The organism is Seohaeicola nanhaiensis (assembly GCF_042654245.1).
GTDB classification, from domain to species: domain Bacteria; phylum Pseudomonadota; class Alphaproteobacteria; order Rhodobacterales; family Rhodobacteraceae; genus Seohaeicola_A; species Seohaeicola_A nanhaiensis.
On the sequence record NZ_JBHSGI010000024.1, the window covers coordinates 391,354 to 416,896 of the forward strand.

Consider the following 25,543-nt stretch of genomic DNA (forward strand, 5'->3'; position numbering starts at 1 on the left):
GGGGCCGCCGCGTCAATCATCAGGTCAGACGAAGGAGAACGGACATGAGCGACGATTTCAACATGTCGATGCGCAAGTTTCTCAAGCAGGTCGGCGTCACCAGCCAGCAGGCCATCGAGGAGGGTCTGCGCAAGAAGGGCGCGAAGGCCGGCGAGAGCTATGAGGCCAAGGTGGTGCTGACGGTCGAGGGATTGGACGTGCAGCACACTGTGACCGGCACGATCAAGGGGGCCGAATAAGTGGTCACGCGCGACGAGGTTCTTGCGGAACTCAAACAGATCGCGGACCCGGCCAGCGGGACGGATATTGTCTCGGCCGGAATCGTGCGGGCGCTGACGGTCGAGGGCGGCGCAGTGAGGTTCGTGCTGGAAATCGATCCGGCCCGCGCGCAGGCGATGGAGCCGGTGCGCGCCGAGGCCGAGCGCCGGGTCAAGGCGCTGGGGGCGGAAAAGGTCTCGGCCATGATGACCGCGCATTCGGCCAAGGCGCCGCCGGATCTCAAGGCCGCAAAGAAACCCGCCGCGCCACAGGGGCCTCAGCCGGTGCCCGGTGTCGACCGGATCATCGCAATTGCCAGTGGCAAGGGCGGTGTTGGCAAGTCGACCGTTTCGGCCAACCTCGCGGTGGCGCTGGCCGCCGAGGGGCGGCGCGTGGGGTTGCTCGATGCCGATGTCTACGGGCCGTCGCAACCGCGGATGCTGGGGGTCTCGGGGCGCCCGGCGAGCCCGGATGGAAAAACCATCCTGCCGCTGCGCAACCACGGCGTCACCATGATGTCGCTGGGGCTGATGACCAACGAGGATCAGGCGGTCGTCTGGCGCGGGCCGATGCTGATGGGCGCGTTGCAGCAGATGATGAACCAGGTGCAATGGGGCGCGCTGGACGTGCTGGTGATCGACCTGCCACCCGGCACCGGTGACGTGCAGCTGACGCTGACGCAGAAGTTCCAGGTCGAGGGGGCGATCATCGTCAGCACGCCGCAGGACGTGGCGCTGCTGGATGCGCGCAAGGCCATCGACATGTTCCGGCAGATGAAGACGCCGATCCTTGGCATGATCGAGAACATGAGCACGCATATCTGTTCCAACTGCGGGCATGAGGAACATGTCTTCGGTCACGGCGGCGTGGCAAAGGAAGCGGCGAAGCTGGGCGTGCCCTTGCTGGCCGAAATCCCGCTGCATCTCGACATCCGGGTCGCGGCAGACAGCGGTGCGCCGATTGTCGCCTCGGCCCCGGACAGTCCGCAGGCAGCGGCCTTCCGCAAGGTGGCAAAGACGCTGGTGGCTCAAGGGCTGGCATGAGCGAGCCGCAGTTCCCGCCTTTGCTGACCGGGCTGGATGCGGAGGGGCGCGACCCCTTCGTGCTGGCCTGCGAGATGGCCGAGGCAGGTTGCGATGCGGGCACCGTGGTGCATTCGGTGCAGGCCGACCGCCTGCGGGCGGCGGTGATCTTCGCCCCCGAGGTGCCACTGGCCGAAGCGGCGGCGATGCTGGTGGTCTGCGGCGTGGGCCTGCAGAATGCGCTGGGCGCACTGGCCCCTCCCGAGGTGGCGGTGCATCTTCAGTGGGACGGGCGCGTACGCGTGAACGGCGGCTCTTGCGGAGCGTTGACACTGTTCGCGAATACCCTGAATCCAGACGAAATCCCCGGCTGGCTGGTGGTGGGCGTCGACCTGGCGCTGATCCGGCTGGTCGAGGCGCCGGGAGACACTCCGGACGTGACGTCGCTCTATGACGAGGGCTGCGCCGAGATCGATCCTGTGGGGCTGCTGGAAGCCTATGCGCGGCACATGCTGGTCTGGCTGAACCGGTGGAGCGACGAGGGCAACCGGCCCCTGCACGCCGAATGGTCGGGGCTGGTCTGGGGGGTGAACGAAGCGGCAGAGGTCGCCGGACGCGCCGGGACATTCATGGGCACCGACGAGCGTTTCGGGATGCTCCTGAGGGACGGTGACACAACGCATCTGGTGCCCCTGGCGGCGCTGGTGGAGGAGGGGCCATGAACCTGGCGCGGGCGATCCATTTCGACGAAAGCGACATGAACGTGTTCCACTCGCCAGCGCGGACCGGGGAATGGTGCATATCGGGAGGGTTCGAGTTCTCGAATTTCACCGAGGCTGATCTGGCCGGCAAGACGCGGCAGGCCTTCGCCAATGGCTGGCTGGGGGTCGAGACCTTTGGCCGTGTCACCTTTGTTGCGGTGACGCAGATCGAACCGGCAGAGCAGGCGGCGCTGGAAGCGGCGCTCGCGCAGCATTTCGTCGAGGTCTACGGTGCCCCGTCGCTCGAGGCCGCCCTGCGCGTGGCCCGAGAGGAAATAGCCCATATGGCCGAACTGTGCGATGGGCACGACCCGAACACGCTGCTGACGGTCTCGCGCGAGCTGACCGAGGCCGGGGTGCGCGAAAGCTTCCGCACCATCAGCGCCAACGCCGCCGATATCGAACAGTTTGCGATCCATGGCTCGCTGGACGAATAGGGCGGCTGCGCGTCAGATGCGTTCGACCGTGACCTTTTCGCCGGTGTAAAAAGCGAGGTGCCCCTTGATCTCGGCCATGGCCTCTAACGGGTCCTCATAGCTCCAGGCGGCATTTTCCAGCGTCGCGGACTTGTTGACAATAGAGTAGTAGCTGGCGTCGCCCTTGTGGGGGCAGTGGCTGGTCTTGGCGGTCTTGTCCAGGAAAGCCATGGCGATGTCTTCGCGCGGGAAGTAGATCACCGGCGGGTAATCCCCTTCGAGGAGCTCCAGCGCGGCAGTCGATTCGCCCAGCACGGCGCCGCCGGATCGGACGCTCCATGTGCCCGGTGCCTTGCGGATGGTGATGTGAGCGGCCATTTCGGTTCTCCCAGGTGAGCAGGCTTTGGGCTCACCCTACAGCGGCGCGGTCGCCGCTTCCAACCACCTTCTTGCCGTTTCGCCGACCCGCGGGCCGATCTTTTCGGCAACGTCCGCGTGATAACGGTTCAGCCAGTCGCGTTCGCCGGCGGTGAGCAGGGCTGTCTCGATCAGCCGGCGGTCGATCGGAACGAAGGTGAGGGTGCGCCAGTCGAGGAAATGCCGTTCCGGGTCGCCGCCGGACAGGGGCGCCGCCTGTTGCACCACCAGCAGGTTTTCGATGCGGATGCCGAAAGCGCCTTCGCGGTAATAGCCGGGCTCGTTCGACAGGATCATGCCCGGTTCCAGCGGCACGTGGCTGAGGCGGGAGAGGCGCTGCGGCCCTTCATGCACGCTGAGATAGGCGCCGACGCCATGGCCGAGGCCGTGATTGAAGTCCTGTCCGGCGAGCCAGAGCGGCATCCGTCCGATCGCCTCGATGTCTCGGCCGGCCAGGCCGCGCGGCCAGCGCAGGCGCGAGATGGCGATCATGCACTGCAACACACGGGTGAAGGCTGCGCGCTCTTCCGCGCCGGGCGAGCCGATGGCGATGGTCCGGGTGATGTCGGTGGTGCCGTCCAGATACTGGCCGCCGCTGTCGAGAACCAGCAGGTGTCCCGGCTCCAGCAGCCGGTCGGTCTCCTCGGTCACGCGATAGTGGATCACCGCGCCGTTCGGGCCGGTGCCGGCAATCGTATCAAAGCTGATTTCCTGAAGTGCGTTGTCGCGGCGGCGGGCGGTTTCGAGCCGTGTGACAACCTGGGTTTCGGTCACGCTGCCCGGCGGCTGCGCGTCGAGCCAGGCGAGGAACTCGACCATTGCGGCGCCATCGCGCAGGTGGGCCTCGGCGGTGCCGGCGATTTCGGCGGCATTCTTGCGCGCCTTGGGCAGGGCGCAGGGGTCGTCGCCCTGCACCGCCCGGGACGCCAGTGCGTCGGCGACGGCCTGCGGGGCGCTGTTGGGGTCGATGCGCGCGGTGCCGGTGAAGGCCCTGAGGTCGCCAAGGAAGTCATCCGGCGCGTGCAGGCGGACATTCTCGCCCAGATGCCCGCGGACCTCGGTCAGCTTGCGCGCCTCCATGTAAAGATCGACGGTGGCATCGGCGCGCAGGATGGCGAACCCTTGAGCGAGCGGATTGCGGGCGATGTCCGAGCCGCGGATGTTCAGCAGCCACATGATCGAATCGGGCTGGGTCAGGACGGCGGCGTCCTGACCGGCCTTGCGCAGGGTGGCGGCGAGGCGGGCGCATTTCTCGGCGGCCGGTTCGCCCGCGAATTCGAGCGGATGCGCTTTGACCGGGTTCATCGGACGGGCCGGGCGGTCTGCCCAGATGCGGTCGACGAGGTTGTCGCAGCGGACCATGCGGATGCCCGCCTGTTCGAGGGGCGCCCATTTCTCGACCTCGGCGACGGTGTGCAACCATGGGTCGAAGGCGACGCGGCCGCCGTCGGGAAGGTGGTCGCACAGCCAGGTGGTGAGCTGGGTCTCGGGCCAGTCGACGGGAGTGAATTCGGGTGCGACCTGCGCCTTCACCTGGGTGCGGTAGCGGCCGTCGACAAAGACGCCGGCGATATCGGGGAGAACGGCACAGAAGCCGGCGGACCCGGTGAATCCGGTCAGCCAGGCGAGCCGGGCGTCGCAGTCGGCGACATATTCGCCCTGATGGGCATCGGCGCGGGGGACGAGGAAGCCGTCCACGCCTTCACGGGCCATCTCGGCGCGCAGGGCGGCGAGGCGGGGCGGGCCCTGTTCGGGGCGGGCGGTGACGTCGAAGGTCTGGAACATGGGATCGCCTTTCCGGGAATGGGCGGAGAAAACCCGCTTCGGCAGGGGGATTCAAGGGTGGAGATTGCGGGCGAGACATGGGCCAAAAGCAGCGTCCCAGCTGGGACGGGGGGTCAATCCATTGATAAAGCGTCATTTTTCCGGAGTGAGGATCCAGGACACGTCCGGGACCGATTATCCGACCGCGGGACGCACCCCGCCTTACGGGAGCGCGACACAATCGGCGGCGTCATCTGGGGCGAGGGACAAGGGGGGCTCTGCCCCCCGTCGCCCGTTCCGGGCGACTCCCCCCGAGGTGTTTGGAAACCAGAGAAGACAGGGGCGCGGCGCCTGGCGTCCTCCGGTATCTTGGGCCGCGGCGGAGGAAATCAGCTTGCCCTGCGGATTCCCATGACCCGGGCGCGGGCGCGCGGATCGTTGTCGAACAGCGCGGCGAGCTGTTCGGTCATCGCCCCGGCCAGCTGTTCGACATCGGTGATCGTCACGGCACGGTCGTAGTAGCGGGTCACGTCGTGGCCGATGCCGATGGCGAGCAGTTCGACGAGCTTGCGCTTCTGCACCATGGCGATGACGTCGCGCAGGTGTTTTTCCAGGTAGTTGGCGGGGTTCACCGACAGCGTCGAATCGTCCACCGGGGCGCCGTCGGAAATCACCATCAGGATCTTGCGCTGTTCGCGCCGCCCGATCATTCGGCGGTGGGCCCATTCCAGCGCCTCGCCGTCGATGTTCTCTTTCAGCAGGCCTTCCTTCATCATCAGTCCGAGGTTCGGCCGGGTCCGCCGCCAGGGCGCGTCGGCCGATTTGTAGACGATGTGGCGCAGGTCGTTGAGCCGTCCGGGCTGTTGCGGGCGGCCCTCGTTCAGCCAGGCCTCGCGGCTTTGGCCGCCCTTCCAGGCGCGGGTGGTGAAACCCAGGATCTCGACCTTGACGTTGCAGCGTTCCAGCGTGCGCGCCAAAACGTCGGCGCAGATCGCCGCGATCGAGATGGGCCGCCCGCGCATCGAGCCTGAGTTGTCGAGCAGCAGGGTCACGCAGGTGTCGCGGAACTCGGTGTCCTTCTCGACCTTGAAGGACAGCGGCGTCGTCGGGTTGGCGACCACGCGGGCCAGGCGGCCGGCGTCGAGGATGCCTTCCTCGCGGTCGAACTCCCAGCTGCGGTTCTGCTGGGCCTGGAGCCGGCGCTGCAGCTTGTTGGCCAGCCGCGACACCGCGCCCTTCAGCGGTTCGAGCTGCTGGTCGAGATAGGCGCGCAGGCGCTCGAGTTCGGCCGGATCGGCCAGTTCCTCGGCGGCGATCTCTTCGTCGTATTCGGTGCGGAAGACGCGGTAGAGCGGATCGGCGTCGCTGACCGGGGGCGGGGCGGGCGGTTCGAGCGGCGCCTCGCCATCGGGCATCTCGGCGTCTTCGCCCATGTCCTGTTCGGCGAGGTCGTCCAGGCTGACCTGCGCCTCGGCCTGGTCCGAGGTCTCGTCCTGGCTGCGCTCGGGATCGGCGTCGGCCTCCTGGTCGTCGTCGCTGTCCTGGCCGGTGCTGTCGGGCTCCTGATCGTCCTGCGAGTCCTCCTCGGCCTGGTCGTCGTTGTCATCCTCCGCGTCCGGATCCTCGCCCAGCTGGTCGCCATAGCCGAGGTCCTTGATGACCTGGCGGGCGAGGCGCGAGAAGGCGGCCTGATCGTGCAGCAGGCCGCGGACGTCTTCCAGGGTGCCGGCGGCCTGATCCTCGATGAAGCCGCGCCAGAGGTCGAGCACGTTCTGTGCGCCGCGCGGCAGGTCGCGGCCTGTGGCCATCTGGCGGATCATGTAGCCGGCGGCGACGGCCAGCGGCGCCTCGGAAGTCTTGGTGATCTGGTCATAGCCCTTGCGCTGGGCGTCGTTGCCGATCTTGGCGTCGATGTTGCCGGCGGTGCCCGGCATGTCGCGGGCGCCCATCGCCTCGCAGCGGGCCACTTCCATCGCCTCGTAGAGATCGCGGGCCATGTCGCCGGGCGGGGCATAGCGCGCATGGGTGGCGTCATCGTGATACTTGCGGTGCATCGCCAGCGAATCCGCGGTGCCGCGCGCCAGCAGAACCTCGTCGCGGGTCATGCGGCGGCTGACCTGCGGCAGGCGCATGTTCTCGCCGGACAGGCCCGAGGGATCGACCGAATAGCTGACCGTCAGCTCGGGGTCGTTGGCCATGACCTTGGTGGCCTCGGCCAGGGCCTTCTTGAAGGGATCGGCGGGATTGTCTGAATGCGAGGCCATGGCGGTTCCGGCAGTAGGGATTTGGGCGGCAACCTAAGGCCATTCCTCGGGCTTGGCCAGTGCGCCCGCCACGGAATCTGCGCCGGATCAGCCGCCCTTGCGCGCGTCATAGGCCGCGCGGGCTGCATCGATGCGCGCGATATTGGCGATGGTCCATTCCGCCAGGGCCTGAACCGGGACCAGCAGGCAGTGACCGAGCTCGGTCAGCTCGTATTCCACCGAGACGGGGCGGGTCGGAATCACCGTACGGGTGACAAAGCCGTCGCGTTCGAGATTGCGCAGGGTGGTCGTCAGCATCTTCTGGCTGATGCCTCCGATCGTCTTCTTCAGCTCGTTGAATCGCCTCGGGCCGCGGCCGAGATAGCTGACCACGAGCACCGACCATTTGTCGCCGATGCGCGAGAGCATGTCCGAGACGACGGTGCATTTGGAATCGCCGAAATGCAGGTCATCCGGCGCCGCTGTGCTGTCATGCACAGGCGCTGTGTGCAGGTGGACGGCATTCTGGGCCGGTTTCATGAAGGTGCCTCCTTGAGGTTCGTTCGGGCACCACTTTATCCTAGGTTACCAACAGAAACCATCCCCCAAGGAGAGACAGTCATGAGCACCCCCCGCATCGCCGTCATCATCGGCACCACACGTCCCACCCGCTTTGGTGACAAGCCCGCAGCATGGATCAAGGACAAGATCGAAGCCGATGGCCGCATGAGCGTCGACATCCTCGATCTGGCCGAATACGACCTGCCGTTCTTCGACGAGATGGCGTCGAACAAATGGATGCCGTCGAAAGACCCGAAGGCGCTGAAATGGCAGGAGGATCTGGCAAAATATGACGGCTATGTCTTCATCGTGGCGGAATACAACCATTCGATCTCGGGGGCGCTGAAGAACGCCCTGGATCAGGCCTTTGTCGAATGGGGCAAGAAGCCTGCCGCCGTGGTGGGTTATGGCGGGACCGGCGCAGCCCGTGCGGTCGAGCATCTGCGCGGCATTGCCGTGGAACTGCGGATGGTCAATGTGGCTTCGGCCGTGCACATCGGCGGTGGCGAGTTCATGAAGGTGCACCCGCTGGGCGGCAATGCCGATGCCAAGGTGTCGGACATCGACGACGTGCTGGCCCCTTCGGCCAAGGCGCTGATCGACGAGCTGTACTGGTGGGCCGACCTGCTGAAGGGCGCGCGCGCGGCGGATCAGGCCAAGGCGGCCTGATCGCTCAGGGCAGGGCTTTCCGGCCCGTGGCGAGATCGGCGAGCAGGGCGACATGCACGTCCAGCGCGTCGATCACACGATAGCCGGGCGCCTGCCCGTCGAAGGCAAGATTGAGATCGGTGCCGGCCAGAACGATGGCGTCGGCACCGAGATCGTTCACCATCCGCGCGCCGGCGTCGAGGAAGAGCGCGCGCTGCGCGGCGGTGCAATGGCCGGCGACGGCCATCTCCTGATAGGTCTGGCCCAGCGTTTCGGTCTCGTCGTCCAGTGCAACCGCTTTCGTCCTGTGCAACTGTCCGTAGAGCCGCGTGCGCATCACCACGCGGGTGCCAAGCAGGCCGACGGTGGCCAGCCCCTCTTCGGCGAAATAGGCGTCCAGCGGCGCGACGGCCGAAACCAGTGGCAGCGAGGACAAAGGCACGGTTTCCTCGAAACAGAAATGCCCGCCGAGCGAGGTGATCGCGGCACAGTCGCACCCCGCGCCCCTCAGGCGGTCGATCAGCCGGGCATAAATGGCCGCCTGTTCGGCGCGGTTGTCGGCCAGGTTGTTGCGGATCAGGTCGTGCACGTCGGCATGGACGATGGTCAGGTCCAGCTTTTCGTTCCGTCGCGCCATCTCCGCCGTCAGGCGCTGGTAATAGACCACCGTGGCCGCCACGCCGATGCCGCCAATCAGCCCGATATGCATGTGGTTCCCCTCTTGATGTGCAGCGCAGTCTGTCGTGACGCGCGGCGGGGCGCAATCGGGATCAGCCGAGGAGCAGGGCGTTGCAGCTGGCGATCTGGACCTCGACGCGCCGGGCCGCGCGGGCGGCGTCGGTGCGGTCGCGGTTGAAGGCGACCCGCGTCAGCAGGCGGGACATGGCGTATTTCGCCTCGATCCTGCGGGCCAGCACCTGCGGCGCGGTCTCGGGCGGGGTGATCGCAGCCAGCAGTGTCTCCATCCCGTCCCGGCGGGCGCGAGTGGCATCGGCCTCGGGGCTGGAGACAAGCCATTGATGTTCCATTAATGCGGACAGGCGACCCGTGCAGGTGGCGAAGGTGGAGACGAGCGGGTCGGAACCGGCGGCGGCCATGCCGGGGAGCAGGAACAGCGCAAAGGCAATCGTTCTTTTTGTGCCCATGATTGCAGCATTGTCATGGAAATGCCGCCCGTCAAATGGGCGTTATGAAAACTTTGAGATGAAGTGTCGCCTGCGGCGCGGCGGCCTCAGGTCAGCAGGTCGCCAATCGGTTTCATCGGTTCGGGCGCGGGCAGGCCGAGACGGGGCACCAGCGCGATCTCGACCGCGCGGCACATTGCATCGAGCGGCAGACTGTTGCCGGTGTCGCCGAAGGGGTGCTCAAGCTCTTCGGTCACCTCAGAGAGGCCGAAGAACACATAGGCGATGATGGCGGTGAAAACCGGGGTCAGCCAGCCGGCCGCGTCGATCAGGCCAAGCGGACTGAGCAGGCAGTAGACCACCGAGGTGCGGAAGACGAGCAGCGAATAGACGAAGGGCAGGGGTGTATTGGCGATCCTCTCGCAGCCGGCCTGCGCCAGCGCGATGCCGCCCAGCCGGTCAGGGCGCGGGCGCCGAAGCCGTCGAGCCGGCCGGCCTTCTGTTCCGTGCTCAGCAGGTGCGCGATATCGTCCAGCGCCGCGCAGGGCGGATGCGGCGCGCCCTGCTGCGTCGGAGTCATCCAGGCGCGGGCGGCGTCATCGGCGGGCAGGGCGCGCAGGGTCAGCCGATGCAGGTGCACGAAGGCCAGCATGTGGCGCACCAGTTGCTGGCTGGCCTCTGGCGCAAGAAACACCTCGGCCTCGCGGCCAAGGGCGCGCGCCTCGGCCAGAATCCGGCCCCACAGCTTGCGGCCTTCCCACCACCGGTTGTAGGCGGCGTTGTTGCGGAAGCCGAGAAACAGCGACAGCGCGATGCCGAAGATCGCGAAGGCCGCAGCCTCGGTGTGGTGCAGGATCGGAAACTGGTTGTCGAGCCAGACAACCGCCGCGCTGAACAGAGTCACGGCCAGAACGCCAGGCGCGATACGGGGCACGACGGATCCGTGCATGCTGAACAGCAGGGCAAGCGCGCTCTTGCGCTTGCCGACGATCATGTCCTCGCCCCCATCGGGGCGGCCTTACTTCAGGCTGGCGGAAGCGGCGCTTTCCGGCAGTTCCTCGTCAAAGCAGCGCTGATAGAACTCGGCCACCGTCTGGCGTTCGAGTTCGTCGCACTTGTTGAGGAACGACAGGCGGAAGGCATAGCCGGTGTTGCGGAAGATCTCGGCGTTCTGCGCCCAGGTGATCACGGTCCGGGGCGACATCACGGTCGACAGGTCGCCGTTCATGAAGGCCGTGCGGGTCAAATCGGCCAGCGTCACCATCTGGCTGACGGTGCGGCGGCCCTTCTCATTGTTGTAATGCGGCGCCTTCGAGAGGACGATGGCGACTTCGGCATCGTGGCTGAGATAGTTCAGCGTGGCGACCAGCGACCAGCGGTCCATCTGGGCCTGGTTGATCTGCTGGGTGCCGTGGTAGAGGCCGGTGGTGTCGCCAAGGCCGACGGTGTTCGAGGTGGCAAACAGGCGGAAGTACTTGTTCGGCGTGATGATTTCGTTCTGGTCGAGCAGGGTCAGCTTGCCGTCATGTTCCAGGACGCGCTGGATCACGAACATCACATCGGCGCGGCCGGCGTCGTATTCGTCGAAGACGATGGCAACGGGGTTGCGCAGCGCCCAGGGCAGGATGCCCTCGTGGAACTCGGTCACCTGCTTGCCGTCGCGCAGCTTGATCGCGTCCTTCCCGATGAGGTCGATCCGGCTGATGTGGCTGTCGAGGTTGACGCGCACGCAGGGCCAGTTGAGGCGGGCGGCGACCTGTTCGATATGGGTCGATTTGCCCGTGCCGTGATAGCCCTGGATCATCACGCGGCGGTTGTGGCTGAAGCCGGCCAGGATGGCGAGCGTGGTGTCGGGGTCGAATTTGTAGGTCGGGTCTATCTCGGGCACGCGGTCGGTGCGGTCGGCAAAACCCTTGACGATCATCGGTGTGTCGATGCCGAAGACATCGTGCACCGAAATCTCTTCGGTGGGTTTCGCGTTGCTCTCGATTGCGCCCTCGGCCATGACCTTCGTCCCTGTTCTGTATGCCCGGCCGCTTACCGGACGGGCACGTGGTGCACCATATCCCGGGCAAGGGCAAGAGGGACGGAGCGTCTGCCGCGCCTGAGCGCGGATAGTGCGGCGCGGTGCCGGATCAATGCCGAGGCGCTGAACATAACGTGATGCGCTCAAATGAAACTTATGGCCGCACCGCTCCGTATCTCCTGTCACATCCGGCATGAACGCCGGACATCTGAGAGGAGAGAGACATGAACTTTACCAGAATCGCCGCTGCCGCCCTGATCGCAGGTACGACCGCCTTTGCTGCCAATGCTGCCGAGAACCCGATGGTGGGTGGTGCAGAGATGTATGCCGACAAGAACATCGTCGAAAACGCGGTGAACTCGAAGGATCACACCACGCTGGTCGCTGCCGTCAAGGCCGCCGGTCTGGTCGAGACGCTGTCGGGCGAAGGACCGTTCACTGTCTTCGCGCCGACCAACGCAGCCTTCGACAAGCTTGAGGCCGGTACCGTCGACACCCTGCTGAAGCCCGAGAACAAGGACATGCTGGTCAAGATCCTGACCTGCCATGTCGTTGCGGCCGACGCGATGTCGGATGCCATCGGCAAGATGATCCAGGACGACGGCGGCAGCCATGACGTCAAGACCGTGGGCGGCTGTGTGCTGAAGGCCAGCGTGAAGGACGACAAGATCATCCTGACCGACGAGCGTGGCGGAACGGCGACCGTGACCATCGCCGACGTGGACCAGTCGAACGGTGTCATTCATGTGATCGACGCGGTGCTTCTGCCGGCTGAGTAAGAGCCCGCCCATCGTGTATAAGTAATGCGTGCACAGCACGTGCGCCGTCCGTGCACCACCGCACGGGCGGCGCGTCCTTTTCAGGAAAGGAGATCCGCAATGCAACGCAGACGAATTCTTCTCACCCTCGGCGCGGGGTTGCTGGCGCCGATGGTGGCGCCCGCAACGCGGCTGATGGCGGCCGGGGGCAGTTTCGAGGTCAATCGCACCACGGCCGAATGGAAGGCGATGCTGACGCCGCTGGAATATGCGGTGATGCGCGAGGAATCGACGGAAAAGGCCTTTTCCTCGCCGCTGCACGACAGCAAGGCCAAAGGCACCTACCTGTGCCGGGGCTGCGAATTGCCGCTCTATTCCTCGAAGGACAAGTTCGACAGCGGCACCGGCTGGCCCAGCTTCACCCGGCCGCTCGACAACGCCATCGAGACGAAGACCGACCGCAAGCTGCTGTTCCTGGTGCGGACGGAGTGCCATTGCCGCCGCTGCGGGTCGCATCTGGGGCATATCTTTGATGACGGTCCGCCGCCGACCGGGATGCGGCATTGCCTCAACGGCGTGTCGCTGGTGTTTCAGCCAGCCTGATCAGAGGTTTGCGGTCAGTCCTTGAAGTTGCGGCTGACCTTGATCTGATCCCAGGCCCAGACCACCTGCTGCAGCTGCTCTTCCTGGCTGCGGTCGCCGCCGTTCATGTCGGGGTGCAGCACCTTGATCAGCGCCTTGTAGGCCTTGCGCACTTCGGTCTTGGTCCAGTGGTCGCCGGCATCGAGAATTTCGATGGCGCGCTTTTCGGTCGGGGGCAGGCGCCGCCCGGAAGAGCGGCGGCCCGGGTTCTGGGTCGCGTTGGCGCCCAGAACCTGCATCGGATCCTCGATCCCGAGGCGTGCCCAGGCGCGCGCCTCGGGGTCGCCCAGCGGCCGCGTGGTGCGTTCCCACACCTTGTCCTTGGTCTGCTGCGCGTTGATCTCGGCCTCGGTCGTGCCGTCGAAGAAGTTCCACTTGAGGTTGTATTCGCGGACGTGCTGCTGGCAGAACCAGAAGTAGTCGTCCAGCACGTCGGGCGCCTTGGGCGCGCGGTATTTGCCGGCCTCTTCGCAGCCCTCGTGCTGGCACTGACGCACCGAAGTTTCGGACGCACCTGTCATCCCCCGCCGACCGCGCGGGTTCTTTTTCTTGGACGCGGAGACGGACATGTCGAATCCGAACGGGTCAGGTTTGGTCACGGCGGGATACCTCCGGGCACATCTTTTCGACTCGGAGGCCACAGTCTAGTGTATGCGGCGTCAGATAGAAGAGGGTGTGGTGACTTTTTTGGAAGAAACAACAGGGGCCGGCGTGGCCGTCCAGATCAGGGAACGTCTTCGGTCGGCCTTTGCGCCGACACAGCTTGAGGTTGTCGATGATTCCGAGCGGCATCGTGGCCACGCGGGGTATCAGGAGGGCGGGGAGAGCCATTTCAATGTGTTGATCCGCGCCCCCCATTTCAAGGAGATGTCGCGCGTGGCGCGCCATCGTGCGGTGCATTCGGCGCTGGGGGCCGATCTTGTCGGGCGCATCCACGCGCTGTCGCTGGATATCGGCGCCTGAGCTATTCAGGCTTGCGGTTGCGGGCGGTGAACCGCATCACTTTCTCGATACCCGACGTCGGAAAGCCTGGATCGGGGCTGTCGTCTTCCTCGTCGTCCTCGTCCTCTTCCACGATCTCGCGGTCGGTCTTCGTGGCGACGAGCGGCGGCGTGCGGACGGCCGTGGCCGGTTCGGGGGCGCGGGCGCGCAGCGGTTCGGAATTGGCGGCCGCCGGGACAATGGCCGGGGCGGTGCGCTCGACGCCGCCAAGGGGCGGCAGGCCGGTATCGGCGACATGGCTCTGGCGCACCGGGGCCTCGGCGGCATCGGCGCTCAAGGCCCGGCGGAACACCAGCACATTGCGCCAGTTGGTGGTGCTGCCGGTCAGGCCCGAGCGTTCCTCGCTGGGCAGCAGTTCGGCGCGCTGGTATTCCCACCCCTGAGCGCCCATTTCGTTCAGCACCGTTTCGACGGTGACTGCAAAGCGGCCCTCGGGCGAGCGCACGCCCTTCGCCTTTGTCCCGCGCGAGGGTGCCGGGACCACCTTGTATTCGTATCTGGTCATTTCGAGCCCAAATTTCGTTCCGGCGCACTCTAGCAGAGTTGCGGGCCTGCAAAAGCAAAAGCGTGCGCGATCAGGCGCCGCGGGCCTGTTTCCGCCGGATGCGGATGCCCTGACCGGCGGCTTCGGGCCGGGGGAGCGCGGCGTGATCGGCCGCCATCGCACGGATCCGGGTCAGCACGTCCTCGGGGAAGGGGGCGACGCGCGGGCCGGAGGCGTCGATGGACAGGTGCAGCGTTTCGCCGGTGGCGGCCAGCCAGCCGTCGACATGGCGCAGTTCCTGGAACGAGTGAACGCGTTTGTCGTCATGGTCGAGGATCTGGAAGGTCGAGGTGACCGCGTCGCCCAGTTTCAGCTCGCGCAGATAGTGCACCTGAAAGGCGCCGGCGAAGGTGGTCATGTTCCGTTCGGCCCTGTAGCCGTCGCCGAGGCCGAAGGTGTCCCACACCTGATCGACCGCGCGGTCGAAGAGGACTGAGTAGAAGGCCATGTTGAGGTGACCGTTATAGTCGATCCACGCGGGGTCCAGCGTCAGGGGCTGGGAGAGGAAGGCTGTCTGTTTCATGGAATCGTGATCCAGCGATTCGGGGAATTGCGCAATAGGGCGCTGGAGCGTTTTTGCGACCGAATCCGGCCCGACCGGGCGCCTGGAGAGGGGCTTGGTTTACGCGCTGTAAGCAGTCAAACAGACCAAAGTCCATTGTTGCCGGTCTGGTGACAGTGTGTTCTGTAACCAGAGTGGAACCCGCGTTTCCGCTGCGTCAGAACCGGAAATCTTAATAAACCCTTGTTAACAAAGGTTAAAGTTCCTTGGGGTCGCGACGGTGAGGGTTGGGATGAAGTGCCGCTTCGATTGGCGGAGAAGCGTAATTCGAAGGTATTACAAAATAGTTAAGATTGGACAATGTGGCGGACTTGTGGCACTGTAGTGGCGAGTTTACGCTCATCCATGGCGAGTACAACAAGAGGTAACTTTTATGAAGATTTCGAAAATCCTGGCAACGACGGCTGTCGCTGCGCTGCTTCCCGTTATGGCTTCGGCCGCAACGATTTCCGGCCAGATGGATATCTCCGGGACGGTCAACCTGGGTACGTCCAACTTCAGCGCCGGCGGCAATGTCGACCTGAACGATCCGGGCATCGTGATCCAAGCAACTGGCGATTTCGGCCTGTTCGCAACCGCTTTCTCGACCCTGGTGTCTCTGACCGACATCAGTTTTGGTACACCTGGCGATATCTGGTCGGCCGGTGGGTTCACCTTCACCGCAACCGCGTTCAGCAACATCGTTGACGCAGCTGCCAAGTCCTTCGTGGCGTCGGGCTACATCTCCGGCAACGGCTACGATCAGACCATCGGCAGCCTGTCGTTCACGACGCAGTCGAGCGGCGATGCAACGGTTTCGTTCTCGTCGACCACTTCGCCCGTTCCGGTTCCGGCCGCAGGCTTCCTGCTGGTTGGCGGTCTCGGCGCGATGGCTGCTCTGCGCCGCCGCAAGAAAGCCTGAGCTATCAGTCTCTGAAAACGGAAACGGCGGCCTTCTGGCCGCCGTTTTCTTTTCTGCAGTAGCGATCCGGTGAAAAGGGGCTCTCACTCAGAGCCCCAGTTTCTGCGCCACGATCTCGTTCACCGCGGCCGGGTTCGCCTTGCCGCCGGTGGCCTTCATCACCTGACCGACGAACCAGCCGGCCAGCTTGGGGTTCTGTTTCGCCTTCTCGACCTGCGCCGGGTTGGCGGCGATTACCTCGTCCACCGCCGTCTCGATTGCGCCGGTGTCGGTGACCTGCTTCATGCCGCGGCTTTCGACGAGTTCGGCCGGGTCGCCGCCCTCGGTGAAGACGATCTCGAACAGGTCCTTGGCGATCTTGCCCGAAATGTCGCCCTTGGCGATCAGGTCGAGGATCGTGCCGAGCTGGGCGGCGGACATCGGGCTGTCTGACAGCTCGTGGTTGTCCTTCTTCAGCCGGCCGAAGAGTTCGTTCAGCACCCAGTTCGCCGCCATCTTGCCATCGCGGCCCTGTGCCACCGCCTCGAAATAGGCGGCGGTGTCGACCTCGGCGGTCAGCACGCTGGCGTCGTAGTCGGTCAGCCCGTAGTCGGCCATGTAGCGCGCCTTGCGGGCGTCCGGCAGCTCGGGCAGGGAACTGGCGATGTCATCGACCCAGGCCTGTTCGATTTCCAGCGGCAGCAGGTCGGGGTCGGGGAAATAGCGGTAATCGTGCGCCTCTTCCTTCGAGCGCATCGAGCGCGTCTCGTTCTTGTCCGGATCGTAGAGGCGGGTTTCCTGATCGACCTTGCCGCCGGCCTCGAGAATGGCGATCTGGCGCCGCGCCTCGTGGTCGATGGCCTGCTGCATGAAGCGCATCGAGTTCATGTTCTTGATCTCGCAGCGGGTGCCCAGATGCGAGAAGTCCTGCGTCTCCATGTATTTCTCGTATTGTCCGACACGGCAGACCGAGACGTTGACGTCGGCGCGCAGGTTGCCGTTCTGCATGTTGCCGTCACAGGTGCCGAGATAGCGCAGGATCTGGCGCAGCTTGGCGACATAGGCGGCGGCCTCTTCCGGGCCGCGGATGTCGGGGCGCGAGACGATTTCCATCAGTGCGACGCCGGTGCGGTTGAAGTCGACGAAGGACAGGGCCGGATCCATGTCGTGGATCAGCTTGCCGGCGTCCTGTTCGACGTGGATCCGTTCGATCCGCACGCGCCGGGCGACGCCGGGGGCCATCTCGACCAGAACCTCGCCTTCGCCGACCAGCGGATAGTAGAGCTGGCTGATCTGATAGCCCTGCGGCGAGTCGGGGTAGAAGTAGTTCTTGCGGTCGAAGGCCGAGAAGAGGTTGATCTTCGCCTTGAGGCCCAGCCCGGTGCGCACCGCCTGTTCGACGCAGAATTCGTTGATCACCGGCAACATGCCGGGCATGGCCGCGTCCACAAAGGCGACGTTCGAGTTCGGCTCGGCCCCGAATTGGGTCGAGGCGCCCGAGAACAGCTTGGCCTGTGTCGAGATCTGGGCGTGAACCTCCATCCCGATCACCAGTTCCCAGTCGTGTTTCGCCCCGGCGATCACCTTGGGGTTCGGGGCTTCGTAGGTCAGGTCCAGCATGGCGCGCCTCGTCCGGAAAGTATCCGATGCGTTCTAGGTCACGCCCGGCTGATGGGCAAGGGGCGCGGGCCTCAGACCAGTTCGGTGCGACGGTCGAAATATGGGCCCTGATCGGTAAAGATCACCTTATAGCCACGGCCGATCTCGTCGCTGAACAGATCGGCGATGACGCGCAGGGCGAAATCGCGGCCGCGCGCGGCGAAGCGGTTGACCGAGGGCACGCGGGCGTTGTTGTCGAAGCCGTCCGAGGCATGGGCCCAGATCAGCGGGTGGATCTCGGTCATGTGGTCGCGGATCAGCCAGCTGGCGCAATCGACGATGCGCAGGCGGTTGTAATCGGCCTGACTGTCGCCGCCGAGGCCCTGGCGCATGGCCACGGCGCAATAGGCGGCGAGCAGGTTGACGGTTTCCTGATCGGGCCGCCGTTCGACGATGTCGTGCAGACCGTCGATGAAGAAATCGACGTCGACCGCCGCGCAGGCGCCTTCGTCGAGCGCGATGGCGTCGAAACAGACCCAGGCATAGGCGCCGAGGCCCCAGATGTCGGCCGTGCGGGCGGCGGTACGGCGCGCCTCGAGGTCGAGTTTGGCGTAGCTGCCGAACCAGCGGGGCAGCATGTGGTGGCCGAGCGCGCGCATGTGGCGCGGGTTGGTGGGGTCGAGGTCGATCAGATCCTCGTAGCGGTCGGTGGCGCGGATGTCCTTGCTGGCCTGGGTGGCGAGCAGCGCGCAATGCGCCGAGGCGATCAGCGGGCTGTTCAGCTCGATCCCGTCGTAGGGGGCGAGCAGATCGACCGCGCGGTCGAAATGCGCCATGCAGCGCGAGCGGTTGAGCTGCGGGACCGTCGCATCCCAGCCATTGCCGCGCCAGGCCCAGCCGATGTCGACATGGGCCAGCGCGACGATCAGGTTGATGACCGGGTTCCTGGGATAGTCGCGCCGCATCAGTTCCAGCGCGGTGACCCCGGCAAGCACGATGGATTCGTTGCAATTGCCGTTCATCAGCGCGTGTTCGGCGGCCAGAACCACATCGGCGCGGGCGCCGAAGGCCATGAGCTCGGCGATGGCGGCGCCGCCGGGGGTGGCGGCGCGGGACTGGTCGGCAGCCATGATTTCTTCGGCAAGGTCGTCCCACCGTTCCTGCCGGGCGAGATACTTGCCGCGATCCTGGGCGGCGCGCACCGCCTCGGCATCGCGCGAGGTTTCTCGGACGGGAATCGACAGGCAGTCGTCGGGCGGCAGCGGCGGCGCGGGCAGGGCAAGGAGGGGCGTTTCGGTGGGCTGGCCCTGGAATCGCAGGCTGGCCAGACGGGCGACGACGCGGGCCAGCAGGTCGAAAAGGGCGTCTGTCATCCGGTCGGTCATGGGGGATTCTTGTATGGCTTACTGGGGCTTAGGTTGATCCGGGTATAGGTCGCCATTTCGGCGCAAACATGGCTGTGCCAAGAAGAATTGAAGAAGCGAGGGGTCAGAAGGGCGAAAAGGGGTGCCGTTCGACCCGCAGGCCGCGGGCTGTGGCCTCGGCCTCGAGCACTTGATGCGGCGGCAGGGATTCCTGAGGCAGGTGGATGCGTTTGCCATCCGCGAGCACGAGAACGGCCCGGACCGAAAAATCCCAGCGGCGGTCGAGGCGAAGGCAGGCGATTTCGGACCGTTCCACCCGGCCGTGCCGGCGGCCGCTGTGCCACGCGATGGCGTCGTCGGTGAGGCGCAGGCCGGCCACGGGCGCGACGATCACGTCGCGCAGGGCCGGCAGGGTGGTCAGCGCCAGCGCGCCGATCAGCCAGGGCGCGGCGTCGAGCCAGTGGAGCGCCGCGAGCAGAGCGGCGTAGATTGTGGCAAGGGTCGCGATGGCCGCCCCCGAACGCGCATGGCGTTCGAAGGCATAGGGCGTCACCGCCCGCCCGAGACGTCGAGCACCGCGCCGGTGACATAGGCCGCGGCGTCGGACATCAGCCAGAGCACGGCCTCGGCCACCTCTTCGGCGGTGCCGGTCCGCTTCATCGGGACCATATGGGCCAGTTTCTGCGCGCGGTCGGGAAGCCCGCCCTTGGCGTGGATCTCGGTGTCGATCAGGCCGGGGCGGATCGCATTGACGCGGATGCCGCTGGCTGCAACTTCGTCGCTCAACCCCTTGGTGAATATGTCGATTGCGGCCTTGGATGCCGCGTAATCGACATATTGCCCGCCCGAGCCGAGCCGGGCGGCCGCCGAGGAGATGTTGACGATGGCGCCGCCCCGGTCCTGCATCCGCAGCACCGCCTCTTTCGCCACCAGGATCGCGCCGATCACGTTGATGTCGAACATGCGGCGCAGGCGGGCGTGGGTCATCTCGGTGACGCGGGCGGGCAGGTCGACCACGCCGGCGTTGTTGACCAGCGCGGTGAGGGGCGCGCCGTGGGAATCGATCTGCGCGAAGATCGCCGCGACGCCTTCGGGCGTTGCCACGTCGCCGGGGCAGAGCAGGGCCGTCTGGCCAGCGGCGCGCACATCGGCGGCGACGGCTTCGGCGCCGGCGCGGTTGGAGTGGTAGATGATGGCGACGTCATAGCCGCGGGCGGCGGCCATGCGCGCCACGGCGGCGCCGATTCCGCTGCTGGCCCCGGTGATCAGGCAGAGACCGCCCATCTCAGGCCCTCTGAATCCGGGTGATCATCTCGGTCGTGTCGCGCGACAGGTCCGGCGTGGCGGCGATCCGGTCAAGCTGGGCGCGGATCAGCGCCTGCCGCCCGGCGTCGTAGCGCCGCCAGGTCTGGAAGGCCGAGCACATGCGCGCCGTGGTCTGCGGGTTCAGCGGATCGAGCTTGATCAGCCAGTCGGCCAGCAGTTCATACCCCGCGCCGTCCTTGCGGTGGAACCCGGCGTGATGGCCGGTAAAGGCGCCCATCACGGCGCGGAAGCGGTTCGGGTTCCTGTAATTGAAATCAGGGTGTTGCGTGAGCTTCCGCACGGTTTCCACGGCGCTCGCCGGGGGCGCTTCGCCGACCTGCAGCATGAACCACTTGTCGATCACCAGCCGGTCGTGGCGCCATTCGTCGTAGAAGGCGACGAGTTCGGCCTGGCCCTTGCCGGCGCGCAGCAGGCAGGCCAGCGCCGAAAGCTTGAGCGTCATGTTGTCGGCGCGGGCGTATTGCACCGCCGCGGTGGTGCCGTTGTCGAGCCGGGTCAGCAGGGCCAGAACCGCGCCAGCCAGCGCGCGTTTGCCCGACTGTTCGGCGTCGGGGCGATAGGGGCCGTCGACTTGCGCGCCGGCATAGACCCTGGCCAGCAGGTCGCCGGCCCGGGTGGCGAGCGCCTGGCGCAGCGCCTCGGCGGCGGCCCAGATGGCGTCGGGGTCGGGGGTATACCCGGCTTCGGCCTGGGCGGCGGCCAGCTCGGACTGGCCGGGCAGGCCCAGCATCAGCGCGCGATAGGCCGGGTCGAGCGTGTCGTCGCGCAGCACGGCGATCATGCCATCGAGATAGGCGCTGTCGGGCGCGGCGCCGGTCAGGGACATGGCGTTCAGCGTGTCGAGCGCGATGCCGCGCCCGGCCTCCCACCGGCAGTAGGGGTCGGTGTCATGGGCGAGGAAGAAGGCGCGTTCGGCCGCCGACAGATCGCGTTCCAGGATCACCGGGGCGGAGAAGCCGCGCAGGATCGAGGCGTGAGGTCTGTTCGGCAAGTCCTTGAATTCGAAGGTCTGACTGGCCTTGGTCATCTCCAGCACTTCGGTCTCGCGCAACTCGTCCCCGTTGGCGCCGATCAGGCCGACGGCGATCGGGATCACCTGCGGCAGCGGTGCGGGGGTGGCGGCGCTGGGCGGGGTCGACTGGGTGAAGGTCAGGCGCAGGGTGCCGTCCTCCCAGCTTTCGCTGACCTTGAGGCGGGGCGTTCCGGCCTGGGAATACCAGCGCTTGAATTGGCTGAGGTCGCGGCCCGTCACATCCTCGAAGACCTTCAACCAGTCCTCGATGGTGCAGGCCTGGCCGTCGTGACGGGCGAAATAGAGGTCGAGCGCCTCGGCATAGGCCTGATCGCCGACCAGCCGCTTCAGCATCCCGATCACCTCGGCGCCCTTCTCGTACACGGTCGCGGTGTAGAAGTTGTTGATCTCCTGAAAGCTTTCGGGCCGCACCGGGTGGGCCAGGGGGCCGTTGTCCTCGGGGAACTGGCGGGCGCGCAGGTCGATCACGTCGCCGATGCGTTTGACCGCGGCCGAGCGCATGTCGGAGGTGAACTGGCTGTCGCGGAAGACGGTCAGCCCCTCCTTGAGGCAGAGCTGGAACCAGTCGCGGCAGGTGATGCGGTTGCCGGTCCAGTTGTGGAAATACTCATGCGCGATGATCGCCTCGATTCGCTCGAAGTTCATGTCGGTCGAGGTTTCGGGCGAGGCGAGAACGGCCGAGGAGTTGAAGACGTTCAGCCCCTTGTTCTCCATCGCGCCCATGTTGAAATCGTCCACGGCGACGATGTTGAAGATGTCGAGATCGTATTCCCGGCCATAGACGTCCTCGTCCCATTTCATCGATTTTTTAAGGGCTTCCATGCCGAAGCTGCACTTGCCCTCGTCGCCGGGACGGACCCAGAGGTTCAGCGCGACCTCTTGCCCCGAGATGGTGGTGAAGCTGTCGGAATGGGCGACGAGATCGCCTGCGACCAGCGCGAAGAGGTAGGAGGGTTTGGGCCAGGGATCATGCCATTCGGCCCAGCCCTCGCCGCTGTCGACCGGGTTGCCGTTCGACAGCAGGACCGGCAGGTCGCCGTTGATGCGGACGGTAAAGACGCTCATCACGTCGGGGCGGTCGGGATAGTAGGTGATCTTGCGGAAGCCTTCGGCCTCGCATTGGGTGCAATACATGCCGTTCGAGACGTAAAGCCCTTCCAGCGCAGTGTTTTTCGCCGGGGCGATTTCCACCTCGCAGGTCCACTCGAAGGGTTTGTCGGGCACCTTGCAGGTCAACCCCTCGGGCGTCACCTCGGGGGAGACCGGCTTGCCGTCGATGGCGGCCGAGATCAGTTTCAGTTGTTCGCCATGCAGGAAGAACTGCCGGTCGGGCACGGCGGGGTCGGGACGGACCGCGATGCGGCTTTTGACCCTGGTGGCGTCGGGCGCGAGGTCGAAGGTCAGGTGGACCGACTCGAGCGTGAAGCCGAAGGGCGTGTAATCCTTGAGATAGACCGTCGTCGGGGCGGCGTCTTTCATCGGGGCGTCCTCATGTTTTTTGCCCGGGCACGAAACCCAAGCGGCCTCGACTTTGTTAAGTCCCTGAGGGTGGTGCTGCAACCACCTGCGCATGCAAAACAGGAGAACGACATGTCTGCACCCGACACCAATCTCGAACGCCAGAAGAAGCGCCATCGCGGGCCCCTGGTGGGAATATGGATCGCGCTGGCTTTCGTGGCCGTCCTCTTCGTGGGCTGGCTCATGTTCTATGCTGTTTCGCCCGAGCCTGACGCGGTCGGCGGCCCAGTGACCAAGCAGGAACAGACGCAGCCTTCCAACTGACGTTCCGCTTGTTGCCTATAGGAAACTTTCGTTCTACTTAGGAACGGGATTCCTTGGATGGCAGGAGCGGGAATGGGCACTCGGCACGACAGGCACAGTCTTCAGGTCGCCGGAGAACTGGTTGATTTCGTGGAGCAAAAGGTTCTTCCGAGCACCGGTGTGCAGGCGGACACCTTCTGGTCCGGTCTGGCGAAGATGGTGGCAGAGCTCGGGCCCAAGTACCGCGCCCTGCTGGAGACGCGCGAGCGGATTCAGGGGCAGATCGACGACTGGCACAGGGCGCGGCGCGGTCAGGCGCATGATGCGTCAGCCTATCGATCGTTTCTGGAAGAGATCGGCTATCTGCTGCCCGAGGGGCCGGATTTTTCCATCGAGACCAAGGGGGTAGATCCCGAGATTGCCGCCGTGGCGGGGCCGCAGCTGGTGGTGCCGATCACCAATGCGCGCTTTGCGCTGAACGCCGCGAATGCGCGGTGGGGGTCGCTGTACGATGCGCTGTACGGCACCGATGCGCTGGGGGACTTGCCCGAGGGCAAGGGTTATGACGCCAAGCGCGGCGCGCGGGTGATCGCCTGGGGGCGCGGCTTCCTCGACCAGGCGGTGCCCTTGGCGCGTGGGTCCTGGGCGGATATCGGCACGCTGGAGGTCAAGGATGGCGTGCTGCTGGCCGACGGGGCCGGGCTGAAGGATCCGACGCAGTTTGTCGGCTATCTTGAGAACGCCCTGTGCCCGCTGCAGGTTATGTTGAAAAACAACGGGTTGAAGATCGAAATTCTGGTCGATCCCTCCTCGCAGATCGGGGGATCGGACAAGGCCGGAATATCTGACATCTGGCTGGAATCGGCGCTGTCGACGATCATGGACTGCGAGGATTCGGTCGCCTGCGTCGACGCCGAGGACAAGGTCGCGGCCTATTCCAACTGGCTGGGGCTGATGAAGGGCGATCTGGTCGAGACCTTCGAGAAGGGCGGCAACACGGTCACGCGGAAGATGAACCCCGATGTGACCTACAAGGCGCCCATGGGCGGCGAGATCACCGTCAAGTGCCGCTCGCTGATGCTGATCCGCAATGTCGGGCATCTGATGACCAACCCCGCGGTGCTGGACGCGGAGGGGCGCGAGATCGGCGAGGGGCTGATGGATGCGCTGGTCACGGTGACCATCGCGATGCACGATCTCAAGGCGGGGCGCAATTCGTCCCATGGGTCGGTTTATGTCGTCAAACCCAAGATGCATGGGCCGGACGAGGTGAAGTTTGCCGTTGAAATCTTTGACATGGTTGAAGATATCCTGGGTCTGCCGCGCAATACCGTGAAACTGGGCATCATGGACGAGGAACGCCGCACCTCTGCCAACCTCAAGGAATGCATCCGTGCGGCCAAGCATAGGGTGGCATTCATCAACACCGGGTTCCTGGACCGTACGGGCGACGAGATCCATACCTCGATGGAGGCCGGCGCGATGCTGCCCAAGGGCGAGATGAAGACCACGCCCTGGATCCTGTCCTATGAGGATCGCAACGTCGATATCGGGCTGGCCTGCGGGTTGCAGGGGCGGGCGCAGATCGGCAAGGGGATGTGGGCGATGCCCGACCGCATGGCCGAGATGCTGAGCGCCAAGATCGGCCATCCGAAGGCCGGCGCGAACTGTGCCTGGGTGCCTTCGCCAACCGCCGCGACGCTGCACGCGACGCATTATCACGCGGTCGATGTCTTTGCGCGGCAGGACGAAATCCGGGCCGGCGGGGCGCGCGGGATCCTGGCGGATTTGCTGACCATCCCCTTGATAAGCGGCAAGAATCTGAGCGAGTCGGAGATCGCGCAGGAGATCGAGAACAACGCGCAGGGCATCCTGGGTTACGTGGTGCGATGGGTCGATCAGGGGGTCGGCTGTTCGAAGGTGCCGGACATTCATGACGTAGGGCTGATGGAGGATCGGGCGACCTGCCGGATCTCGTCACAGGCGCTGGCGAACTGGCTGCATCATGGCGTCGTCAGCCGCGATCAGGTGATGGCGGCGATGCGGAAGATGGCGGCGGTGGTGGACCGGCAGAACGCAGGCGATTCGGCTTATATTCCAATGGCTCCGGGGTACGACGGGGTGGCCTTCAAGGCGGCCTGCGATCTGGTGTTCGAGGGGCGCGAGCAGCCGTCGGGTTATACCGAACCGGTGCTGCACCGGCGGCGGCTGGAGCTGAAGGCGGGCTGAAAACCGGGGGGCACGGGGCGTGCACAAGCCGTGCACAGTCCGTGCACCCCCTGAGGCATATGTCGAGAGGACGACCATGACGATCACCTTGACGGCCGCGCGGACGATCATCCGCACGGCGATGGAACACGGCGCCGAGGCCGGGATGAAGCCGCTGTCGGTGGTGGTGCTGGATGCGGGCGGGCATGTCATCGCCTTCGAGCGGGGCGACGGCGCCTCGCCGGGGCGGTTCGACATCGCCCGGGGCAAGGCCTATGCGGCAGTGATGATGGGCATGACCGGATCGGCGCTGCGCCACCGGGCCGAGGCGCAGGGCTATTTCGTGCAGGCGATGAACGGGCTGTTCGACGGCCGCTTCGTGCCGGTGCCGGGGGGCGTGCTGGTGCGCGACGGTTCGGGCGCGGTGATCGGGGCGGTGGGCGTGACCGGCGACACATCGGAGAACGACGCGGCGGCGGCGCTGGCCGGGATCGAGGCGGCGGGGCTGACGGGCGAGGGCTGAGACCGCCCGGCCGCAGCGCCGGGGTGAAAATTTGTGCATCCGGGACAGAAGGGCTCTGCGCTCACGCACGGTCCGCCTTGTTGCGGCGGGGCATAAGTCGT

27 protein-coding genes and 1 pseudogene are annotated in these 25,543 nt (G+C 65.7%); 12 read left to right on the forward strand and 16 right to left on the reverse strand.

The features are described 5' to 3' along the window. The first annotated feature begins 44 nt into the window (after positions 1-44). From ACFO5X_RS16355 to ACFO5X_RS16370, 4 genes are read left to right on the forward strand one after another with little or no spacing between them, the layout of a single operon-like run. Positions 45-239, forward strand: a complete 195-nt coding sequence (locus ACFO5X_RS16355) for a DUF6494 family protein (protein WP_380718819.1) — start codon at positions 45-47, stop codon at positions 237-239. Next, the gene (locus ACFO5X_RS16360; RefSeq protein ID WP_380718821.1) at positions 240-1,301 is read left to right on the forward strand and encodes an Mrp/NBP35 family ATP-binding protein; all 1,062 of its coding nucleotides are present in this window, start codon (positions 240-242) and stop codon (positions 1,299-1,301) included. Next, positions 1,298-2,002: a biotin/lipoate--protein ligase family protein gene (locus ACFO5X_RS16365; RefSeq protein WP_380718823.1), complete on the forward strand. Its 705-nt coding sequence runs from the start codon at positions 1,298-1,300 to the stop codon at positions 2,000-2,002. The genes ACFO5X_RS16360 and ACFO5X_RS16365 overlap by 4 nt, the downstream gene beginning before the upstream one ends. Then, positions 1,999-2,478: a DUF6505 family protein gene (locus ACFO5X_RS16370; RefSeq protein WP_380718825.1), complete on the forward strand. Its 480-nt coding sequence runs from the start codon at positions 1,999-2,001 to the stop codon at positions 2,476-2,478. Before ACFO5X_RS16365 ends, ACFO5X_RS16370 begins: the two co-directional genes overlap by 4 nt. 12 nt (positions 2,479-2,490) lie before the next feature. On the opposite strand, the gene ACFO5X_RS16375 is transcribed toward ACFO5X_RS16370, so the two are convergent. The 4 genes from ACFO5X_RS16375 to ACFO5X_RS16390 all read right to left on the reverse strand — a co-directional run bounded on the left by ACFO5X_RS16375 (position 2,491) and on the right by ACFO5X_RS16390 (position 7,421). Further along, on the reverse strand, positions 2,491-2,835 hold the full coding sequence (locus tag ACFO5X_RS16375; RefSeq protein WP_380718827.1) for a DUF427 domain-containing protein: 345 nt from the start codon (positions 2,833-2,835) through the stop codon (positions 2,491-2,493). Between the two features lie 36 nt (positions 2,836-2,871). Further along, positions 2,872-4,659 carry an aminopeptidase P family protein gene (locus ACFO5X_RS16380; RefSeq protein WP_380718829.1) on the reverse strand — a complete coding sequence of 596 codons (1,788 nt, stop codon included), beginning with the start codon at positions 4,657-4,659 and terminating at the stop codon, positions 2,872-2,874. A 368-nt stretch (positions 4,660-5,027) separates the two neighbouring features. Continuing rightward, positions 5,028-6,902 (reverse strand): cobaltochelatase subunit CobT, encoded by a 1,875-nt coding sequence (cobT, locus tag ACFO5X_RS16385; protein WP_380718831.1) that lies wholly within the window; start codon positions 6,900-6,902, stop codon positions 5,028-5,030. Positions 6,903-6,989: 87 nt separating this feature from the next. After that, complete coding sequence (locus ACFO5X_RS16390; RefSeq protein WP_380718833.1) at positions 6,990-7,421, reverse strand: winged helix-turn-helix transcriptional regulator; 432 nt, start codon at positions 7,419-7,421, stop codon at positions 6,990-6,992. Positions 7,422-7,502: 81 nt separating this feature from the next. Between ACFO5X_RS16390 and ACFO5X_RS16395 the strand changes: the two genes are divergently transcribed. After that, complete coding sequence (locus ACFO5X_RS16395; protein ID WP_380718835.1) at positions 7,503-8,111, forward strand: NADPH-dependent FMN reductase; 609 nt, start codon at positions 7,503-7,505, stop codon at positions 8,109-8,111. Positions 8,112-8,115: 4 nt separating this feature from the next. Here the strand turns inward: ACFO5X_RS16395 and ACFO5X_RS16400 are convergent, their stop codons facing one another. The 4 genes and pseudogenes from ACFO5X_RS16400 to cobS all read right to left on the reverse strand — a co-directional run bounded on the left by ACFO5X_RS16400 (position 8,116) and on the right by cobS (position 11,219). Continuing rightward, the gene (locus tag ACFO5X_RS16400) at positions 8,116-8,799 is read right to left on the reverse strand and encodes an aspartate/glutamate racemase family protein (RefSeq protein WP_380718836.1); all 684 of its coding nucleotides are present in this window, start codon (positions 8,797-8,799) and stop codon (positions 8,116-8,118) included. Positions 8,800-8,860: 61 nt separating this feature from the next. After that, a complete protein-coding gene (locus ACFO5X_RS16405; RefSeq protein WP_380718840.1) occupies positions 8,861-9,235 on the reverse strand; it encodes a hypothetical protein in 375 nt (124 codons plus the stop codon). Between the two features lie 86 nt (positions 9,236-9,321). Beyond that, positions 9,322-10,208 (reverse strand): annotated as a pseudogene (locus ACFO5X_RS16415) (bestrophin family protein). A 24-nt stretch (positions 10,209-10,232) separates the two neighbouring features. Then, positions 10,233-11,219 carry a cobaltochelatase subunit CobS gene (gene cobS / locus ACFO5X_RS16420; protein ID WP_380718846.1) on the reverse strand — a complete coding sequence of 329 codons (987 nt, stop codon included), beginning with the start codon at positions 11,217-11,219 and terminating at the stop codon, positions 10,233-10,235. 245 nt (positions 11,220-11,464) lie between these two features. Between cobS and ACFO5X_RS16425 the strand changes: the two genes are divergently transcribed. Together ACFO5X_RS16425 and msrB are read left to right on the forward strand one after the other, a co-directional pair. Then, positions 11,465-12,019 carry a fasciclin domain-containing protein gene (locus ACFO5X_RS16425; protein ID WP_380718848.1) on the forward strand — a complete coding sequence of 185 codons (555 nt, stop codon included), beginning with the start codon at positions 11,465-11,467 and terminating at the stop codon, positions 12,017-12,019. A gap of 99 nt (positions 12,020-12,118) precedes the next feature. After that, the gene (msrB, locus tag ACFO5X_RS16430; protein ID WP_380718850.1) at positions 12,119-12,601 is read left to right on the forward strand and encodes a peptide-methionine (R)-S-oxide reductase MsrB; all 483 of its coding nucleotides are present in this window, start codon (positions 12,119-12,121) and stop codon (positions 12,599-12,601) included. 14 nt (positions 12,602-12,615) lie between these two features. On the opposite strand, the gene ACFO5X_RS16435 is transcribed toward msrB, so the two are convergent. Beyond that, positions 12,616-13,239, reverse strand: a complete 624-nt coding sequence (locus ACFO5X_RS16435; protein ID WP_380718852.1) for a DnaJ domain-containing protein — start codon at positions 13,237-13,239, stop codon at positions 12,616-12,618. A gap of 79 nt (positions 13,240-13,318) precedes the next feature. Here ACFO5X_RS16435 and ACFO5X_RS16440 point away from each other — a divergent pair, with 79 nt between their 5' ends. Continuing rightward, positions 13,319-13,603, forward strand: coding sequence for a BolA family protein (locus ACFO5X_RS16440; protein ID WP_380718854.1), 285 nt, complete (start codon positions 13,319-13,321; stop codon positions 13,601-13,603). 1 nt (position 13,604) lies between these two features. Here ACFO5X_RS16440 and ACFO5X_RS16445 read toward each other — a convergent pair whose 3' ends face one another. After that, on the reverse strand, positions 13,605-14,147 hold the full coding sequence (locus ACFO5X_RS16445; RefSeq protein ID WP_380718856.1) for a DUF4177 domain-containing protein: 543 nt from the start codon (positions 14,145-14,147) through the stop codon (positions 13,605-13,607). A gap of 70 nt (positions 14,148-14,217) precedes the next feature. Continuing rightward, positions 14,218-14,709, reverse strand: coding sequence for a thioesterase family protein (locus tag ACFO5X_RS16450; protein WP_380718858.1), 492 nt, complete (start codon positions 14,707-14,709; stop codon positions 14,218-14,220). A gap of 412 nt (positions 14,710-15,121) precedes the next feature. Between ACFO5X_RS16450 and ACFO5X_RS16455 the strand changes: the two genes are divergently transcribed. Next, entirely contained in the window at positions 15,122-15,649 is a 528-nt protein-coding gene (locus tag ACFO5X_RS16455) for a VPLPA-CTERM sorting domain-containing protein (protein ID WP_380718860.1), read from the forward strand. A gap of 87 nt (positions 15,650-15,736) precedes the next feature. Here the strand turns inward: ACFO5X_RS16455 and gatB are convergent, their stop codons facing one another. The 5 genes from gatB to pepN all read right to left on the reverse strand — a co-directional run bounded on the left by gatB (position 15,737) and on the right by pepN (position 22,429). After that, complete coding sequence (gene gatB, locus ACFO5X_RS16460) at positions 15,737-17,248, reverse strand: Asp-tRNA(Asn)/Glu-tRNA(Gln) amidotransferase subunit GatB (RefSeq protein WP_380718863.1); 1,512 nt, start codon at positions 17,246-17,248, stop codon at positions 15,737-15,739. Positions 17,249-17,319: 71 nt separating this feature from the next. Beyond that, positions 17,320-18,612, reverse strand: coding sequence for a hypothetical protein (locus ACFO5X_RS16465; RefSeq protein WP_380718865.1), 1,293 nt, complete (start codon positions 18,610-18,612; stop codon positions 17,320-17,322). Between the two features lie 103 nt (positions 18,613-18,715). Beyond that, a complete protein-coding gene (locus ACFO5X_RS16470; RefSeq protein ID WP_380718867.1) occupies positions 18,716-19,144 on the reverse strand; it encodes a hypothetical protein in 429 nt (142 codons plus the stop codon). Beyond that, positions 19,141-19,875, reverse strand: coding sequence for an SDR family oxidoreductase (locus ACFO5X_RS16475; RefSeq protein ID WP_380718869.1), 735 nt, complete (start codon positions 19,873-19,875; stop codon positions 19,141-19,143). Before ACFO5X_RS16475 ends, ACFO5X_RS16470 begins: the two co-directional genes overlap by 4 nt. Before the next feature lies 1 nt (position 19,876). Next, complete coding sequence (gene pepN / locus ACFO5X_RS16480; protein ID WP_380718871.1) at positions 19,877-22,429, reverse strand: aminopeptidase N; 2,553 nt, start codon at positions 22,427-22,429, stop codon at positions 19,877-19,879. 111 nt (positions 22,430-22,540) lie between these two features. Here pepN and ACFO5X_RS16485 point away from each other — a divergent pair, with 111 nt between their 5' ends. The 3 genes from ACFO5X_RS16485 (at position 22,541) to ACFO5X_RS16495 (ending at position 25,442) form a co-directional block, all read left to right on the forward strand. After that, positions 22,541-22,732 carry a hypothetical protein gene (locus tag ACFO5X_RS16485; protein WP_380718873.1) on the forward strand — a complete coding sequence of 64 codons (192 nt, stop codon included), beginning with the start codon at positions 22,541-22,543 and terminating at the stop codon, positions 22,730-22,732. A 72-nt stretch (positions 22,733-22,804) separates the two neighbouring features. After that, the gene (locus tag ACFO5X_RS16490) at positions 22,805-24,940 is read left to right on the forward strand and encodes a malate synthase G (protein ID WP_380718875.1); all 2,136 of its coding nucleotides are present in this window, start codon (positions 22,805-22,807) and stop codon (positions 24,938-24,940) included. 76 nt (positions 24,941-25,016) lie between these two features. Next, positions 25,017-25,442: a GlcG/HbpS family heme-binding protein gene (locus ACFO5X_RS16495; protein WP_380718877.1), complete on the forward strand. Its 426-nt coding sequence runs from the start codon at positions 25,017-25,019 to the stop codon at positions 25,440-25,442. Positions 25,443-25,543: the final 101 nt, after the last annotated feature.